Origin of the sequence: uncultured Tateyamaria sp., from assembly GCF_947497045.1 — a bacterium.
Lineage (GTDB): Bacteria > Pseudomonadota > Alphaproteobacteria > Rhodobacterales > Rhodobacteraceae > Tateyamaria.
The window spans coordinates 96,272-112,590 of the sequence record NZ_CANMEU010000002.1 but is presented as its reverse complement, the minus strand read 5'-3'; the positions used below and the strand labels follow the sequence as shown (position 1 = coordinate 112,590).

At 60.0% G+C, this 16,319-nt stretch carries 18 protein-coding genes and 1 tRNA gene; 12 read left to right on the top strand and 7 right to left on the bottom strand.

Annotated elements, in window-relative coordinates:
• The first annotated feature begins 8 nt into the window (after positions 1-8).
• From Q0859_RS04000 to Q0859_RS03945, 12 genes are all read left to right on the top strand, one after another.
• Positions 9-449: a TrgA family protein gene (locus Q0859_RS04000; RefSeq protein ID WP_299147786.1), complete on the top strand. Its 441-nt coding sequence runs from the start codon at positions 9-11 to the stop codon at positions 447-449.
• A gap of 4 nt (positions 450-453) precedes the next feature.
• Positions 454-1,566, top strand: coding sequence for an NUDIX domain-containing protein (locus Q0859_RS03995; protein ID WP_299147784.1), 1,113 nt, complete (start codon positions 454-456; stop codon positions 1,564-1,566).
• 67 nt (positions 1,567-1,633) lie between these two features.
• Positions 1,634-2,668, top strand: a complete 1,035-nt coding sequence (locus Q0859_RS03990) for a cysteine synthase A (RefSeq protein WP_299147781.1) — start codon at positions 1,634-1,636, stop codon at positions 2,666-2,668.
• Complete coding sequence (locus Q0859_RS03985) at positions 2,668-5,067, top strand: DUF3772 domain-containing protein (RefSeq protein WP_299147778.1); 2,400 nt, start codon at positions 2,668-2,670, stop codon at positions 5,065-5,067. The genes Q0859_RS03990 and Q0859_RS03985 overlap by 1 nt, the downstream gene beginning before the upstream one ends.
• A complete protein-coding gene (locus Q0859_RS03980) occupies positions 5,064-5,783 on the top strand; it encodes an alanyl-tRNA editing protein (RefSeq protein WP_299147775.1) in 720 nt (239 codons plus the stop codon). Before Q0859_RS03985 ends, Q0859_RS03980 begins: the two co-directional genes overlap by 4 nt.
• 71 nt (positions 5,784-5,854) lie before the next feature.
• Positions 5,855-5,944, top strand: a tRNA-Ser gene (locus Q0859_RS03975).
• Positions 5,945-6,270: 326 nt separating this feature from the next.
• Positions 6,271-7,578, top strand: coding sequence for a histidinol dehydrogenase (gene hisD / locus Q0859_RS03970; protein ID WP_299147772.1), 1,308 nt, complete (start codon positions 6,271-6,273; stop codon positions 7,576-7,578).
• Between the two features lie 30 nt (positions 7,579-7,608).
• A complete protein-coding gene (locus tag Q0859_RS03965) occupies positions 7,609-8,589 on the top strand; it encodes an alcohol dehydrogenase catalytic domain-containing protein (protein WP_299147769.1) in 981 nt (326 codons plus the stop codon).
• A gap of 46 nt (positions 8,590-8,635) precedes the next feature.
• Positions 8,636-9,142, top strand: coding sequence for a sulfopyruvate decarboxylase subunit alpha (comD, locus tag Q0859_RS03960; RefSeq protein WP_299147766.1), 507 nt, complete (start codon positions 8,636-8,638; stop codon positions 9,140-9,142).
• Entirely contained in the window at positions 9,139-9,693 is a 555-nt protein-coding gene (comE, locus tag Q0859_RS03955; RefSeq protein WP_299147763.1) for a sulfopyruvate decarboxylase subunit beta, read from the top strand. The genes comD and comE overlap by 4 nt, the downstream gene beginning before the upstream one ends.
• A gap of 215 nt (positions 9,694-9,908) precedes the next feature.
• On the top strand, positions 9,909-10,919 hold the full coding sequence (locus Q0859_RS03950; RefSeq protein ID WP_299147761.1) for a chemotaxis protein CheB: 1,011 nt from the start codon (positions 9,909-9,911) through the stop codon (positions 10,917-10,919).
• Between the two features lie 131 nt (positions 10,920-11,050).
• Complete coding sequence (locus Q0859_RS03945; RefSeq protein WP_299147759.1) at positions 11,051-11,431, top strand: chemotaxis protein CheD; 381 nt, start codon at positions 11,051-11,053, stop codon at positions 11,429-11,431.
• A 51-nt stretch (positions 11,432-11,482) separates the two neighbouring features.
• Here the strand turns inward: Q0859_RS03945 and Q0859_RS03940 are convergent, their stop codons facing one another.
• From Q0859_RS03940 to Q0859_RS03910, 7 genes are read right to left on the bottom strand one after another with little or no spacing between them, the layout of a single operon-like run.
• Positions 11,483-11,788, bottom strand: coding sequence for a hypothetical protein (locus Q0859_RS03940; protein ID WP_299147756.1), 306 nt, complete (start codon positions 11,786-11,788; stop codon positions 11,483-11,485).
• A gap of 35 nt (positions 11,789-11,823) precedes the next feature.
• Complete coding sequence (locus Q0859_RS03935) at positions 11,824-12,210, bottom strand: response regulator (RefSeq protein WP_299147754.1); 387 nt, start codon at positions 12,208-12,210, stop codon at positions 11,824-11,826.
• A gap of 22 nt (positions 12,211-12,232) precedes the next feature.
• On the bottom strand, positions 12,233-13,084 hold the full coding sequence (locus Q0859_RS03930) for a protein-glutamate O-methyltransferase (RefSeq protein ID WP_299147752.1): 852 nt from the start codon (positions 13,082-13,084) through the stop codon (positions 12,233-12,235).
• A complete protein-coding gene (locus Q0859_RS03925) occupies positions 13,084-13,542 on the bottom strand; it encodes a chemotaxis protein CheW (RefSeq protein ID WP_299147750.1) in 459 nt (152 codons plus the stop codon). The genes Q0859_RS03930 and Q0859_RS03925 overlap by 1 nt, the downstream gene beginning before the upstream one ends.
• A 1-nt stretch (position 13,543) precedes the next feature.
• Complete coding sequence (locus tag Q0859_RS03920) at positions 13,544-15,637, bottom strand: chemotaxis protein CheA (protein ID WP_299148895.1); 2,094 nt, start codon at positions 15,635-15,637, stop codon at positions 13,544-13,546.
• Positions 15,638-15,652: 15 nt separating this feature from the next.
• Entirely contained in the window at positions 15,653-16,018 is a 366-nt protein-coding gene (locus Q0859_RS03915) for a response regulator (protein ID WP_299147748.1), read from the bottom strand.
• Positions 16,015-16,293, bottom strand: a complete 279-nt coding sequence (locus Q0859_RS03910) for an STAS domain-containing protein (protein WP_299147746.1) — start codon at positions 16,291-16,293, stop codon at positions 16,015-16,017. The genes Q0859_RS03915 and Q0859_RS03910 overlap by 4 nt, the downstream gene beginning before the upstream one ends.
• Positions 16,294-16,319: the final 26 nt, after the last annotated feature.

Here is a 16,319-nt window from a genome sequence, read left to right as displayed (position 1 = left end):
TCACTGTCATGCCTAGCGCAGCCAAATTGGTGGCCGCTTTGGGATTGGCGATCCTGGCGTTCATCGTGTCGGGTATGATCCCCCCATTGTTTGAAGAGGACAAAAACTTTGGCATCTTCGTCTATGTCAACGTGGTCGTCGGCATACTTGTCGGTTGGATCGTGATCGGGCGGCGCGCGGGACGGGGCATGATCTCGGCCGTGAACGTGGGCCTGACGGGCCCCGTCGTGTTGGTGTTCTGGGCGCTGTTCATCCAGTCCTGCAACGAGATGGTCCGCATCGCGATGCGCAACCGCTATGATGGCGCGTTCGAGGCCTTGATTTCCATCTTTGAAATCGGGGCGGAGTGGGCCTTGCTGATGATGACCATCCCGATCTGGACCACGCTGTTGGTGGGGGGCGTGTTGACCGGGATCGCCGCCGAACATGCCTCGCGGCACTGGCGATAACCTGATGAAATCCATATTCTTTTACGGCACGTTGCGCCATGTGCCGCTGCTGGAATGCGTGATGGGTCGGGTGGCGGGCGACCTTGATATCAAGCCGGATGTGTTGCCCGGCCATCGGATCATGGCGGCGGTTGACGGGCCTTACCCGTTGCTGTCCGTTGATCCCGACAGCGACGCTACGGGCGTTCTTGTGCGCGGACTGACGGCGGACGATATTGCCCGGCTCGATTACTACGAGGCCGGGTTTGCCTATGATCTGCAACGCCTGACCCTTCAGTCCGGCGCGGCGGCGGATGTCTATGTGCCGCTGCACCATATGGCGTCGGACGGGCCGTGGGATATCGTGGGCTGGCAACAGGACTGGGCCGAGATGAGCGTCGCTGCCGCCGAGGAGGTCATGGGCAGTTTTGGCCATGTCAGCGCGCAAGAGATCGCCCGCCGCTTTCCCCGCATCCGCGCGCGCGCCTGGAGCCGGGTATTGGCGCAATCGGGTCACCACAGCCCCGACACCTTGCGCGGCAAGGTCGAGATCGTCGAGCGCACGCGCGCCTATTCCGACTTTTTCGCGCTGGACGAGATCAGGATGCGCCACGAGACCTTTGACGGGGTGATGTCGCCGGTTCTGACGCGCGCGGTGTTTGTTGCGTTTGATGCTGCCCTTGTGCTGCCCTATGATCCGGTACGCGACCGGGTGCTGCTGGTTGAGCAGGTCCGGCTTGGGCCTATCGGGCGCCATGATCCGGCCTGTTGGCAGCTTGAGCCGATCGCAGGCATGGTCGATCCTGGCGAACAGCCCCCACAGGCCGCGCGCCGTGAAGCGGCGGAGGAGGCGGGGCTGGTGCTCGACCACATGGAAACGGTTGGCGCGGGCTATGCCTCGCCTGGGTCCGCCACGGATTTCTTTCACACATTTGTCGGCATCTGCGATCTGCCGGATGATGTTGCGGGCATTGGCGGCGCAGAAGCGGAGGGCGAAAACATCCGCTCGCATCTGGTTTCATTCGATACGCTGATGGGCATGGCCGAGACGGGGCAGATCGGCAACGTGCCCCTGACCATGCTGATCTACTGGCTCGCGCATCACCGAAACCGACTGCGCGCGCGCCGCCGCCCCTGACCCCGTTTTGCTTGAGGTCGCCTGACGCCCTCGCTACACCTGAACCAACTGAAAAAGGAACGCTGTCATGCGCTATGCCCCGGATCTGGCTGCGGCCGTTGGAAACACTCCCCTGATCAAGCTGCGCCGCGCCAGCGAAGAGACGGGCTGCACCATTCTGGGCAAGGCCGAGTTTATGAACCCCGGCCAGTCGGTCAAGGACCGCGCCGCCTTGTCGATTATTCAGGACGCGGTGGCCTCAGGCGCGTTGCGTCCGGGTGGTACGATTGTCGAGGGCACCGCCGGGAACACAGGGATCGGTCTGGCGCTCGTCGGGGCCTCCATGGGTTTCAAGACGGTGATCGTGATCCCCGAAACCCAGAGCCAGGAAAAGAAGGACATGCTGCGCCTGGCAGGGGCGGAATTGATCCAGGTGCCCGCCGCACCTTATCGAAATATCAATAACTTCATCAAATACTCGGGCCGTTTGGCCGAAAAACTTGCTGAAACCGAACCAAACGGTGCAATCTGGGCCAACCAGTTCGACAACACCGCCAACCGCCGCGCCCATATCGAAACCACGGGCCCCGAGATTTGGGAACAGACGGGCGGCAAGGTTGACGGGTTCATCTGTGCCGTGGGATCGGGTGGAACCTTGGCAGGCGTGGCCGAAGTCCTGCAACCCAAGGGCGTCAAGATTGGCCTGGCGGACCCGGACGGGGCAGGGCTTTACAGCTATTTCACCACCGGAGAGATCGCGACCGAGGGCAGCTCGATCGCTGAAGGCATCGGACAGGTCCGCATCACCAAGAACATTGAAGGGCTGACACCTGACTTCAACTACAATGTGTCCGATGCCGAGGCACTGCCCATCGTGTTCGACCTTTTGCAGCACGAAGGCCTGTGTCTGGGGGCGTCCTCGGGGGTCAACGTGGCCGGAGCGATCCGGCTGGCGCGCGATCTGGGTCCGGGACATACCATCGTGACGATCCTGTGCGATTTCGGCACGCGCTATCAATCCAAGCTGTTCAACCCCGACTTCCTGCGAGAGAAGGGATTGCCTGTGCCCGAATGGCTGGATCAGGGAGCCTCGTCGATTCCCGGCGTGTTTGAGGACGTTTGATGTCGCGACATTTCATGGTGCGCCTGTGTGCGGCGTTGTTTTTTGGGCTGTGGGCCGTCCAGGCGCTGGCGCAATCGGACACCCCCGACTACGAGGCGTGGCGCGAAGTTGCCCCGCGCGCTGAAGCGGCTGTTGAAGCGGCGCAGGCGTCGGATGCGGCGTTGAGCGAACTGCGCTCGGAAGTGGCGATGTGGCGCCAACAGTTTCAAACCCAACTCAGCGCCAATGACAGCCGCCTGCAAACGCTGCGCGAACAAATCGTCTCACTTGGTCCCGCACCCGAGGAAGGGGCCGAGGAAGCCACCCAGATCGCGGCCCGCCGCGCCGAACTCAATGCGCAGCTTGAGCGGCTGAGCACCCCCCGCCGCACCGCCGAAGAAGCCTTTAGCCGGGCCAATGGGGTCATCGCCGAAATCGATGACATCCTGCGCCAACGCCAGACCGAAGAACTTTTGAACATGGGCCCCTGGCCGGTGAACCCCGTTCATTGGGATGATGCGATCCGCCACCTGGGCGAAAGCGTAGCCGCCATCGTCGGTGGGGTCACACAAGCGTGGAAAAACCCGTCGCGCCGATCGAATGCGCGGGACAACCTGCCGCTTGTGATCATCTTTCTGGTTGTTGGCCTTGTTTTGCTGGCGCGGTCACGCCATTGGTCCGAGCTGTTGGCGGTGCGCATCCAGCGGGGCGATCACCGCTCGGGCGCGGGGATTGCCGGGTTTGTCGTCTCCTTGGGGCAGATCATTCTGCCGATGCTGGGCTTGTTTGCAATCGTGCGCGCCATTGGGGCCACCCAGTTGTTTGGCCAACGTGGTCAATTGCTGCTCGACACACTCGAACCGATTGGGCTGACGCTGTTTTACGCGTTTTGGCTGGCCAGCCGCATTTTCCCACGCAGCGATGCGGTGCCCACGCCTTTGCAGCTGCCACCTGAACGGCGGGTCGAGGGGGGCGTCTATACCTGTATCCTGGGGGGCGTATTCGGTCTGTTCATCCTTTTGGATGTTTTTGCGGACTTTGACCGCTATGATCTTGCGGTTGCGGCGGTTCTGAAATTCCCGCTGATCCTTGTGGCCGGGCTGTTGCTGGCCCGGATGGGCTGGTTGCTGCGACGCCCGCTGAGAGAGCCAGCCGACGAGATTTCCAACGAACGGCAGTTTTCGGCGCGTTTCCTTGGAGTGCTGGGCCAGAGCGTCATTGCAATTGGTATCCTGGCCCCGATCCTGGCTGCGTTCGGATACGGGACAGCGGCCCAGTTCCTGACCTTTCCGACTATCCTGACCTTGGCGTTGATCGGAACCGTGGCCTTGTTGCAGGGCGTCGTGCGGGACGTTTATGCGGCGGTGCGACCGGGCGAGGGGGCGCGTGACAGCCTGATCCCCACCCTGGCCAGCTTTGTGCTGGTGCTGGTGTCCCTGCCGCTGCTTGCGCTGATCTGGGGCGCGCGGGTGACCGATCTGACCGAAGTGTGGACGCGGGTGCGCGGTGGCCTGACAATTGGGGACATGACGATCTCACCGGGCAGCTTTTTCACGCTGATCATCGTGTTTGTGCTGGGGTATCTGCTGACACGGGCGGTGCAGGGCGCGATGCGCACCTCGGTGCTGCCCAAGACCAAGATCGATCCCGGCGGGCAGACGGCTATCATTTCGGGTCTTGGCTATGTGGGTATCTTTCTGGCCGCCCTCATTTCGATCACGGCGGCGGGCATTGATTTGTCGAGCCTTGCGATTGTGGCTGGTGCCCTGTCCGTCGGCATCGGCTTTGGTCTGCAAACGGTGGTGTCGAATTTCGTGTCCGGGATCATCCTGCTGATCGAACGACCCATTGCCGAAGGGGACTGGATCGAGGTTGGTGGCCAGATGGGATATGTCCGCTCGATCTCTGTCCGTTCGACCCGGATCGAGACCTTTGATCGAACGGATGTCATCGTACCCAACGCCGATCTCATCTCGGGGACGGTCACGAACTATACCCGTGGCAATACCATCGGACGGGTGATCGTGCCCGTCGGTGTCGCCTATGGCACTGACACCCGTCGCGTCGAACGCATCCTCAAGGAAATCGCCGATGCCCATCCCATGGCGCTGGCCAACCCGGCCCCGCAGGCCTTGTTCATGGGCTTTGGGGCGGACAGTCTGGATTTTGAAATCCGGATGATCCTGCGCGATGTGAACTGGACGCTGGCCGTCAAGAACGAGGTCAACCACCAGATCGCCGCCCGCTTCATAGAAGAGGATATCGAAATCCCGTTCGCCCAACGCGATGTGTGGCTGCGCAACCCCGAAACACTGCAACCGCGGGATGCGCGCACCTCTCAACCCGCACCGCCCGTGACAGAGCCGGAAATCATTCAGCCCGCCGACGGCGATATGGACCCGGACGGAGACGCACGATGACCGACATGCTGTTCCGACAGGATGCCTATCAGCGCGAGGCCACTGCCACTGTTGTGGCCCACACGACCGAGGGTGGCATCGTTCTGGATCAAAGTATCTTTTACCCCACAGGTGGCGGCCAACCCGGTGACAGCGGTGCACTGCGGTGGGACGGGGCCGACATGGGTATCGCCACAACCATCAAGGGCGACGGCGAGGCCATCATATTGGTGCCGTCCGAACCACGCGCCTTGCCCCCGGTCGGGGCCGAGGTTGAACAGGTGCTGGACTGGGACCGCCGCTTTGGTCACATGCGGGTGCACAGCGCGCTGCACCTGTTATCCGTCGCTTTGCCTTTTGGGGTGACGGGCGGGTCCATCGGGGCCACCCGCGGGCGGCTCGATTTCGATATGGAACACGCCCCCGAGGACCGCGACGGCCTCGAAGAGATGTTGAACGGACACGTCACCGCCGATCTGCGGGTCAGCGAAGACTGGATCACGGGGGCCGACCTTGATGCGAACCCCGGCATGGTCAAAACCCTGTCCGTGCAACCCCCGCGCAATGCCGGGCGCATCCGTCTGGTGCGGATCGGGGACGGCGACGACATGATCGACCTGCAACCTTGCGGCGGCACCCATGTGGCCCGCACCGGCGAGATCGGCGCACTGCGCATCGGCAAGATCGAAAAGAAGGGCCGGATGAACCGCCGCATCTATCTGCATCTGGACAGCTGACGTCACGGTGCGGTTTTCTTTCATCTTGCGGCTTGCATTTTACCACGACAATTGGATAGAGACGCCTCAACGGACAGGTGGCCGAGTGGTCGAAGGCGCACGCCTGGAAAGTGTGTAGGCGGGAGACCGTCTCCAGGGTTCGAATCCCTGTCTGTCCGCCATCTTCTTTCTTGCGGTATGCCATCCGGAAACTTGAGCGCGGTGGCTTGCGTTCGAACCTTATCTGAACCACTTCGCCACGTCCTTACTTTGGATGTCACAGCGTTTGATCGGCACTGTCGCTGGTAAGAAGTTGTGTATTATTGAGACGAAATGAGCCAATAATGCATCCACATTTCAAAAATATGAAAATCACATCGACTGTTTTCAAAGCCGATCTTCCCGTGCTGCATGTCACTTGCGCGCGGGACACCTCCGCGCGTACCTAGGGTCACGCGTAGGGCCGATTTGGCCTATGCCCCCGTACACTTTAGGGATTTGATCATCTATGGCACGCCAATACCTCAAGAAAGCAACTCTTACCGCCCAATCCGGTGCGTCCGATGTAAGCGAAATTGTCACCGGCATTCTTTCGGATATCGAAAAGGGCGGTGATGCGGCGGCGCTGGACTATGCGGCAAAGTTTGATCGCTATGAGGGTGCCGTCGTGCTGAGCGCGGCCGAGATCGAAGCTGCGTGCGCGCAAGTGTCCGACAAGTTGAAGGCCGACATCCGGTTTGCCCATGAGAACGTGCGCACCTTTGCCCAAGCCCAGAAAAGCACCGTTGCCAATTTCGAGGTCGAGGTTGTGCCGGGTCTGATCGCAGGTCAAAAGGCGATCCCGGTGGATGCGGCAGGGTGTTATGTGCCCGGTGGACGCTACAGCCATATCGCGTCGGCCATTATGACGGTGACCACCGCCAAAGTGGCGGGCTGCAAGCACATCACGGCGTGCTCGCCCCCGCGCCCCGGCGTCGGCGTGGCCCCGGCCATAATCTATGCGGCCCATATCTGCGGTGCGGACAAGATCTTGGCGATGGGCGGCGTGCAGGGTGTTGCGGCGATGACCTTCGGGCTGTTCGGACTGCCAAAGGCGAACATCCTTGTCGGACCCGGCAACCAGTTCGTGGCCGAAGCCAAGCGTATCCTGTTTGGGCGTGTGGGCATCGATATGATCGCGGGCCCCACGGACAGCCTTGTTCTGGCGGACAAGACGGCGGATCCGCTGATCGTGGCAACGGATTTGGTGTCTCAGGCCGAACATGGATACAACTCGCCCGTCTGGTTGGTCACCGATGATCAGGCCCTGGCCGAAACCGTCATGGACATGGTGCCCGGCCTGATCGACGATCTGCCCGAATTGAACCGCGAGAATGCCTTTGCCGCCTGGCGCGACTATGCCGAGGTGATTGTGTGCGCCGACCGCGAAGAGATGGCGGCCTGTTCGGATGACTACGCCCCTGAACACCTCACCGTGCAGGCCGATGATCTGGACTGGTGGCTGGACCGGCTGACCTGCTATGGCTCGCTGTTTCTGGGCGAAGAGACGACCGTGTCCTATGGGGACAAGGCGTCTGGCACCAACCACGTGTTGCCCACCTCCGGGGCTGCGGGCTATACTGGCGGTCTGTCGGTGCATAAATACATGAAGATCGTCACATGGCAGCGCGCCACGCGCGAAGGGTCCAAACCTGTGGCGGAAGCCACCGCGCGCATCTCGCGCCTTGAAGGGATGGAAGGGCACGCCCGTGCGGCAGATGTGCGGCTGGCGAAATACTTTCCCGGCGAAAACTTTGATTTGTCCGCCGATGAGTAAGCGTGCTGAACCCGGTGGAGCGGTCAAGCGATGAAGGCGCTGGTTTATCAGGGCGTGGAAACGCTTGGCTATGTGGATGTTGCCGATGCGGTTGCTGCTCCGGGGCAAGAGCTTGTGCGGGTCATGGCGTCGGGCATCTGCGGCTCGGACATGCACGCCTATCTTGGCCATGATGCGCGCCGACCTGCGCCACTGATCCTCGGGCATGAGGCCGCAGGCGTGATCGAAGGTGGCGCGCGCAATGGCGAACGGGTCACGATCAATCCGCTGGTCAATTGCGGGACATGTCCGGCCTGTCGCTCGGGTCGCGAGAACCTGTGCCCTGAGCGTATGATCATCTCGATGCCGCCGCGCGAAGGTGCGTTTGCGCAATTCGTTGCGATGCGCCCGGACAATCTGGTGACGGTGCCGGACGGCATCGATCTGGACAAGGCGGCTTTGGCCGAACCGCTGGCTGTCAGCTGGCATGCGGCGCGATTGGGGCTTGAGACACTGCATCCCGGTGCCACCGGCCGCGCGCTGGTGCTTGGGGGTGGGGCGATTGGGCTGGCGGCATCGCTTGCGCTCAAGGCGCAGGGGCTTGTGGATGTCACAATCGCCGAACCCAACGCGGCGCGGCGTGACTTTCTGACAAATTGCTGCGGGGAAAATGCGGTGCCCGCGGGCGAGGGGGCCTATGGCCTTGTGATTGACGCGGTTGGTTATGCCGCGACGCGCTCCACAGCATCGGCGTTATGTGAACCGGGGGGGGTGATCCTGCATATCGGGCTTGGTGAGGACCTTGGCGGGCTGGATATCCGGCGCATGACCTTGCAGGAAATCACCTTTATCGGCACCTATACCTACACTGCACAGGATTTTCGCGACACGGCAGCGGCCATCTTTGACGGACGGCTCGGCGCGCTGGATTGGACAGAAAAGCGCGATCTGTCCCAAGGGGCCAAGGCCTTTGCCGACTTGCGCGCAGGCCGGGTTGCGGCCCCCAAAATCGTCCTGCATCCGTGGCCCTGACAACCGTGGTCATATCTTTTTCAATCAAACCGGAGACGCCCAAAAGATGAGTATAGACAAGAAGATCACGGACGATCTGGTCGCCAATGGCGTCTCGTTCGTGACCACCGTGCCGTGCAAGCAACTGGCCGGGGTCATTGACGAGATCGAGGCGCGCGACGAGATTTTCCACATCCCCTCCAACAAGGAAGACGAGGGCATGGGCCTGTGCGCAGGGGCCTGGATGGGCGGCAAGCGCCCCGCCATCATCATGCAGAACACTGCCATCGGGGTCACGATCAACACGCTGGCCACGCTGATCCAGTATTACCGGATGCCGCTGCCCATGCTGATCTCCTATCGCGGAGAACTGCGCGAACCTGTCGCCTGCCAGGTCGAGATGGCCGTGCACACCAAGGCGCTGCTGGCACAGATGAACATCCCCACCTATCACTTCCACAAACAGTCCGACGTGGACGAGCTGGATATGATCCTGAAATACACATTCATGTGCAACAAACCCGTGGCGATCCTGACGGACGCCAATTTCTGGGGAGGCTATGGCGACCAATGATCCGTTCTGAAATCCTGCGCGAGATCGCGCCCATCCTTCGCGACCATCTGGTCGTGTGTAACATCGGTCTGCCCAGCCAGGAGCTGCACATGATCGATGACCAGCCCACGAATTTCTACATGCTCGGGACGATGGGGTTGTCCTCTTCCATCGGTCTGGGGCTTGCCCTGGCCCAGGACAAGACCGTTATCTCTATCGATGGGGACGGGTCGGTGCTGACCAATCTGGGGACCTTACCGACCATCGCCAACAATGTGGCCGACAATTACATCCTGATGATCATCGACAACGGCTCTTATGGTTCAACCGGCGATCAACCGACCTATGCGGGCAAGAAGACCAAGCTTGAAGCGGTTGCGGCGGCCTGTGGCTGCGAGAACGTGGTGACCTGCAAGGACGTGGACACCGGGGCGACCTTGCAAGCTGCACTCCACAGTAAGAAGATGACCGTGATCGTGGTGAAATGCGACAGCGGCAACATCAAGCTGCCGGTCATCACGATGGATCCGGTGGTGATCAAGGATCGGTTTATGAAGGCCGTGCAAGCCTGACGATCAGGGTCAACCGCCGCCGTGTGGTTGACCCTTGCAATTAAGGCGACCTTCACACTTGCGGCTATAGAGTGCCTTGGGGAAACAGGGCTTTCGCAGGCAAAGTTGATGGTGTGGCCACGTAATCGTACAGGCAAATATAAGCAGTTGTGCATGGCATATGTCATGCGCTTGCGTTTGATCTGATGGCCCCGCCGGGATCAGATAAGACGCCTATGCGCGTCGTCGTTGTGGACGATTCAACTACGATGCAACGCTGGTTGCGCAGCGTCTTGTCCAAGGACCCGAGGTTGGAGGTTGTCGGCGTTGCAGGCTCTGCGAGCGAAGCGCGCGCGCTCATCAAGGCGACGAACCCGGATGTGCTGACCCTGGATATTGAAATGCCGGGAATGAACGGTATAGAATTTCTGGCCCACCTGATGCGGTTGCGGCCGATGCCGGTCGTCATGCTGGCCTCATCCGTAAGCCCCGACAGCGCATTGGTCAGACGCGCACTGGCAATAGGGGCCTTGGCCTGCGTGCCAAAACCGACTCTGCCGACACCGGAGTCTATGGCGGCCCTGTGCGACAGCGTCTTTGCCGCGGCTCATGGTCATTCTCAGCAGGCGCAGGGCGCAGATCAGAGCGTTTATCACGACAAGATCCTTTTGGTCGGCGCATCGACGGGCGGGGTTCCCGCGATTGAGAGGCTGCTTGCACGTCTGCCCGATGATATTCCCCCCATCGTGATCGCGCAGCACATGCCTCAAAGCTTTCTTGAGAGCTTTGTGCGACGCCTTGACCGGATTGGGCCGCACCGTGTTGATTTCACACGCAATCGCATGCGGTTGGCACCGGGCGATATCCGCATCGCCCCGTCTGCTGGCGTCCAGACCTGTGTCACCTGGTATAGCAACGCCTGGCACATTCAGGAAATTGCGCGCAGCGACGCGCACAGCTTTTGCCCATCGATTGATGTCCTGTTTGCATCCTCCACGGCGTGGGGGCGTCAGGTCGGGGCCCTTCTGTTGACCGGGTTGGGCAGTGACGGGGCCAAAGGCATGTTGGCGTTGCGTCGAAGCGGCGGACGCACGATGGGTCAATCCCGACACAGCTGTGTCATCTACGGCATGCCGGGAGCGGCGCTCGCGCTGAACGCATCGGAGGCCGAAGCCGATATTGACACCATCGGTGCAGAAATCCTGTCACGGATGCAGGGCGGGAGCTTGCGGCAGGTAACCATATGACGTCGCAACAACGCATCTATATCACGCAAGGTGAACATGCGGTCGGGAGCACCGATCACCTTGTCATTGTTACATTGCTGGGGTCATGCGTGTCCTGCTGCTTGTGGGATTCCAAGGTCGGTGTCGGGGGCATGAACCATATATTGCTGGCAAATGGCACCGATGGCAGCACAGCGCCTACCCTGTCTGGGATCAACGCAATGGAAATTTTGATCAACGATCTGATCAAGCTGGGCGCGCAGCGTGATCGGCTGAAAGCCAAGGTCTTTGGCGGTGCCCGGATGATATCGGGATTGTCCGATATCGGGGCGGAAAATGCCGAATTTGCCGTATCCTATCTGTCGCAGGAACGGATCCCGCTTGTGACGCAGTCCTTGGGTGGCACACAGGCGCGCAATTTGCGATTTTGGCCCGCGAGCGGTCGGGTGATGCAAAAGCTGACCAATACCCGTGTGAATGACGTTGAGGTGAAGCCGCCACATCCGCCGACCCATGGGCTGGAGCTGTTTTAGGCTCACCAACTGCGTTTGGCCCTAAAGGTGGGCGCGCGGCCGCATCAAACCTCAAAACAAATCGACCACACCCGAACTGGGCCGCAAGGTTGAGACAGGTGCGTCAATCAGCAAGCGTGTACTTTCCAGAACCAACGCGTTCAGCGCCGCCTCGCGCCCATGTCCCGTTGCGGCCAATGCGGTAGCGAGCCGCGACAAATCCCTGAGCGATTGACCAATCGCATCAAATTTTTGCAGATGCACTATGTCTGGTGTTTCGACCGAGGTGTTTTGCACAGCGACCACGAGCACATTCTCGATCTCAGTGACATTCGCCGCCAACACATTCAGATGTGCGGCCATGTTCAACAGGGTCATGCTGTCGCGTGAATGATCTGCTGACCTCACAGACATCAAAGCGGGCCCACAACCGTCTCGATACACTTGCGCAGATCGGCGGGTTGAAATGGCTTTTTCAAATAATTGTTCATGCCCAGTTTCTGACCATGATCAATGATCTGCTGTTCGGCCCGCCCGGTGATCAAAATGAATCCCACTCCCTTGGTCCGGGGCCCACTGCGCAGATGATGCAGCAACTTCAACCCGTCCATATTTGGCATGTTGTAGTCGGAAATGATCAAGTGCACCGGGTGGGCTGCGAAGGTGCGCAATGCATCCGCCCCATCCTCCGCGGTGGAGACGTGGCGGATTCCCATGCCATCAAGGCTTTGAGTGATAATGCCGCGGCTGGTGGACATGTCATCCACCACCATGATGCGAATTTGATCTCGAAGGGCCATGATTATTCTTCCAATCTGAAATTCATACGCGGGTTCCGGTTTTGGCATATGCGGTGGGGCCGATTGATTTGAACCCATATGCGGCAGCATCGGTAATGCGTTCGGAATGACCCAAAAAGAACTGACCATCCGGCTTCAGGGCACGCTCAAACCGGGGCCACAGGCGGCGCTGCGTTTCAAGGTCAAAGTAGATGACGACATTCCGGCAAAAAATCGCATCAAAAGCATGTTTCATCGGCCAGTCGGTCAACAGATTGAGTTCGTGAAATACGACGTGGGTCTTCACCTCATCCGGTATCCTGATCGGGGTCAAACCCGTCCCGCGCGGCTCCAGAAAACGCACTCGAGTCTCATCCGGGATTTCTGCGGATTGACGGGCATCATATTGTCCACGCCGGGCAAACCCGATGACGTTGGGATCGATATCCGTTGCCAGTATCTTGAAATCCGCATCGGCCAGGCGCGGTTCAACGCCTAGCAGATGCATGGCTATCGAATAGGGTTCCTGACCATTCGAACACCCGGCGGACCAAATGCGGATGCGTTGACCGGCTTCAAGATGATCCGTCAATTTCGGCACAAGTTGCTTTGACAAGAGGTCAAAGTGATGAGATTCCCGAAAGAAATGGGACACATTTGTGGTCAAGGCAGAGATCATGTAGCGTCGCTCATCCCAGCCCTGCCTTGATTTCACGAGGTCGCAATAGTGATCAAAGTTGCTGATATCCAACGCGCGAAGCCGATGGCGTAACCTTGACTGCACCAAAAGAATTTTTTCGGGCACGAGCTTTAGCCCGCTTTCGCGGTAGGTCAGAGCGGCAATCGCATCAAAGGTCGCCTCGCTCAGCCGCGCATATCCGAGATCAGTGCTCATCAGGCGGCCTCGCCCTGGGAAAGGACGACGATATTGTTCAGGTCGAGCACCCGGATCATGCGATCTTCGATAAGGGTCAGCGCCTTCACGACCGTTTGGGCACCATAGTTGGCGGCATCCGGGGGGGGCTGCAAGGCGTCCGGCGACAAGGCAATGATGTCAGACACCGCATCGACCAAAAGACCCGTCATTGTCTCTTTGAAACTGACGACGATGATTACATTGCGATCGCAATGCGGGCGGGTCGGCAGGCCCAATCGTTCCCCCAAATCCATCACCGGCAAAACCGCCCCGCGCAAGTTTATCACGCCGCGCATAAAGCTGGGCGCATGGGGCAGGGGAGTGGCCTTGGCCCAGCCCCGAATTTCGCGCACGCACATTATATCAAGGGCGTATTCGTGCTCTCCCAACTCGAACGTGAGGAGCTCCACGGACTGGGATGTTTGCGGCTCTTCCATCTTATGCCTCCATTCGCGTCTTTTGGGATCTGTTGTGCGGGGGATCGCCCGCCTGGGCAATAATGTCTGACGGGTCCAGGATCAGGGCTATCTGCCCATCGCCAAGGATGGTTGCGGCGGCAATGCCGGGTGCGCGGTAAAATGTGTCGTCCAGTCCCTTGATCACGACCTGGCGTTGATCTTGGATCTCGTCCACGACAAGCGCGCCCTGGGAGCCATCATCATGGGTAATCAGCAACGCAACGCCGTCGATATAGCTGTCTTTGCGCGCGCGGTAGCCAAGGAGGTAGCCAAGGTCGAACAAGGGCACCAGCCCACCCCGGACCCGCACCACATCCAGCCCCGGCTGGACTGCGTCAAGGGTGCTTGCTGACAGCGTCACAGTCTCCGCAACCACGTTCAGCGGCAGGACCAGCGTTTCGCCTGCGACTTCTATGACCATGCCATCCAGTACGGCCAGTGTGAGAGGCAGCGAAATCGAAAATGTCGTGCCAAGATCGGGGGTCGAGGTGATCGAAATACGCCCCCCAAGGGATTGGATCGCTGTGCGCACCACGTCCATCCCGACACCGCGCCCCGATAAGTCAGACACCGTGTCAGCCGTCGAGAATCCGGGTAAAAACAGGAGGTTGTCGATCTCACTTTCTGACAAGACCGCATCCGGGGGTATCAACCCCTTGTCCATCGCGACTTGCAGGACACGGGGCCGATTTATGCCGCCACCATCGTCGCTGACCTCGATGATCACGCGACCCGAGCGATGCGCGGCGCTGAGTGTCACATGCCCCTGGGCGGCTTTGCCATTTGCCAGGCGTTCATGTGTCGGCTCCAGCCCGTGATCAACGGCATTTCGGATCATATGGGTCAGCGGATCGGCAAGCCGTTCGATCACTGTTTTGTCGACCTCGGTGGTTTCGCCGTCCGTGATCAGTCGCACATCCTTGTTCACGGCTGTGGACGCCTCGCGCACGATGCGGGACATCCGTTGAAACAGCGGTTTGACGGGCTGAGCCCGGATCATCATCACGCTGTCCTGAATATCGCGCGTGAGACGCTGAAATTCCTCCAGTCCGTTCATTGCATTCGAGTGCGGAGACAATCCGGCGCTTTGCAGGCTTTGGGCCAGCATCGCCTGATTGATCACCAGCTCGCCGACCAGATTGACTAGGCGTTCGATACGATCCAGATCTACGCGCACCACTGACTTTGTGGCTGCAGGTGCGGTGCGCTGTGGGGGCTGTTCGATTTTGGGCCTGTCAGCTTCAGGCTCAGGGAGGCGGCTAACATCCTCGTCCGCAAGGGGCGGCGGAGGGGGGGCGTCTGCGGTGTCTGAACCTGCGACCCGTTCAATGCGCAGCTTGCAAAGCCCTTCGACGAATTCAAAGACGGAGGCGACTTCGGCCTCGTCCACATCGCTTGTCAGCAGAATCGTCCATGACAGGTATGACGTTTCCGGCACAATGTCGGACAGTGCGGGCACCCGCGCCGTATCACATCGGATATCGCATGCGCCCAAAGCCGCCACAGACCGCAGGATCGGAAAGACATCATTGCCCGTGTCAAACATCTCGGCATCGGGGGTAAAGCAGATCTTGAACTGCGGTGCCCGCGGCGGGTCGTTCAAAGGTGGCAGGTCGACATCAAGATCGAGGGTCAGGCCCGTGGGCTGAAACTCGATCTCGGGCTCGACCTCGTCCGGGGTCACATCCGCCCCGATATGCGCGTTCAGTTCTGCCAATATGGCCTCACCTGCGCCGGACGGGACCTTGATTTCGTCCCGGCTTGCACGCACAAGGTCTGACAGGTGGTCTGCTGCGCGGAAGAAATGCTTCAACAGCCCGGCCTCAACACCAAGATCACCGCTGCGCACCCTGTCGAGGACCGTTTCGTAGCGGTGCGAAAAGCGCACCAACGCCTCAAGGCCAAACGCGCCAGCCCCGCCTTTGATCGAGTGAACTGCGCGAAAGACCACATGGATCGTTTCGGCATCATCTGTGCCGTCTTCCATGGCTTGCAGACCATCCTGCATCGCCTCAAGCAATTCATCGCATTCGACAAAGAAAGAGGCCCTGATTTCTGCCATGGGATCGGGCATGGTCATCTGATGATCCTATCCGGCAACCATTTGTAGCGCTTTGACCAGTTTCGACGGATCAAATGGTTTTACAATCCAGCCCGTTGCACCCGCTGCGCGGGCGCGCATTTTCAGTTCAGGGGCCGCTTCGGTCGTCAGAACCAGAATGGGGGTTGTTCGATGCCCGATTTGGTCGCGCACCGCGTCAATAAATCCGAACCCATCCATCCGGGGCATATTGATATCTGTGATGATCACGTCGGGTGTGATGCCGGCCAACACTTCGGTCCCGTGCACGCCATCATCTGCGGTATGAACCCGAAATCCGGCAGGTTCGAGCGCCAGTCGGATCATGTCGCGCATTGTGCGGCTGTCATCCACAGCCAGAACTTCAAGATTCATGTCGCACCCTCCATCAAATTCTCCGGGGTCAGCCCCATGTCGGCCAGTTGGTCCAGAGCGCGCGCCGACACATGGACGAGGTCGAGACCCCCACCAGCATCGCGCGCCGTCTTACCCGCGCTGAGCAGCAATTGCGCGCCCAGTGCCCCCATATGGGTCACATTTGACGCATCCACGCGAACCACACCGCCCGCAGCAACAGCGCGCAGATGCGCATGCACATCCCCCACACCTGTCACATCCAGCCGGGCAGGCAGCACCACCACGTCAGACATAGGGCACACGCACCCACACAAAATAC

Bases quoted from the DNA above. Each gene is read 5' to 3' on its own strand.
- Q0859_RS04000 (WP_299147786.1), top strand. From the start codon at position 9: ATGCCTAGCGCAGCCAAATTGGTGGCCGCTTTGGGATTGGCGATCCTG.
- Q0859_RS03995 (WP_299147784.1), top strand. From the start codon at position 454: ATGAAATCCATATTCTTTTACGGCACGTTGCGCCATGTGCCGCTGCTG.
- Q0859_RS03990 (WP_299147781.1), top strand. From the start codon at position 1,634: ATGCGCTATGCCCCGGATCTGGCTGCGGCCGTTGGAAACACTCCCCTG.
- Q0859_RS03985 (WP_299147778.1), top strand. From the start codon at position 2,668: ATGTCGCGACATTTCATGGTGCGCCTGTGTGCGGCGTTGTTTTTTGGG.
- Q0859_RS03980 (WP_299147775.1), top strand. From the start codon at position 5,064: ATGACCGACATGCTGTTCCGACAGGATGCCTATCAGCGCGAGGCCACT.
- hisD (WP_299147772.1), top strand. From the start codon at position 6,271: ATGGCACGCCAATACCTCAAGAAAGCAACTCTTACCGCCCAATCCGGT.
- Q0859_RS03965 (WP_299147769.1), top strand. From the start codon at position 7,609: ATGAAGGCGCTGGTTTATCAGGGCGTGGAAACGCTTGGCTATGTGGAT.
- comD (WP_299147766.1), top strand. From the start codon at position 8,636: ATGAGTATAGACAAGAAGATCACGGACGATCTGGTCGCCAATGGCGTC.
- comE (WP_299147763.1), top strand. From the start codon at position 9,139: ATGATCCGTTCTGAAATCCTGCGCGAGATCGCGCCCATCCTTCGCGAC.
- Q0859_RS03950 (WP_299147761.1), top strand. From the start codon at position 9,909: ATGCGCGTCGTCGTTGTGGACGATTCAACTACGATGCAACGCTGGTTG.
- Q0859_RS03945 (WP_299147759.1), top strand. From the start codon at position 11,051: ATGAACCATATATTGCTGGCAAATGGCACCGATGGCAGCACAGCGCCT.
- Q0859_RS03940 (WP_299147756.1), bottom strand. From the start codon at position 11,788: ATGACCCTGTTGAACATGGCCGCACATCTGAATGTGTTGGCGGCGAAT.
- Q0859_RS03935 (WP_299147754.1), bottom strand. From the start codon at position 12,210: ATGGCCCTTCGAGATCAAATTCGCATCATGGTGGTGGATGACATGTCC.
- Q0859_RS03930 (WP_299147752.1), bottom strand. From the start codon at position 13,084: ATGAGCACTGATCTCGGATATGCGCGGCTGAGCGAGGCGACCTTTGAT.
- Q0859_RS03925 (WP_299147750.1), bottom strand. From the start codon at position 13,542: ATGGAAGAGCCGCAAACATCCCAGTCCGTGGAGCTCCTCACGTTCGAG.
- Q0859_RS03920 (WP_299148895.1), bottom strand. From the start codon at position 15,637: ATGCCCGATCCCATGGCAGAAATCAGGGCCTCTTTCTTTGTCGAATGC.
- Q0859_RS03915 (WP_299147748.1), bottom strand. From the start codon at position 16,018: ATGAATCTTGAAGTTCTGGCTGTGGATGACAGCCGCACAATGCGCGAC.
- Q0859_RS03910 (WP_299147746.1), bottom strand. From the start codon at position 16,293: ATGTCTGACGTGGTGGTGCTGCCTGCCCGGCTGGATGTGACAGGTGTG.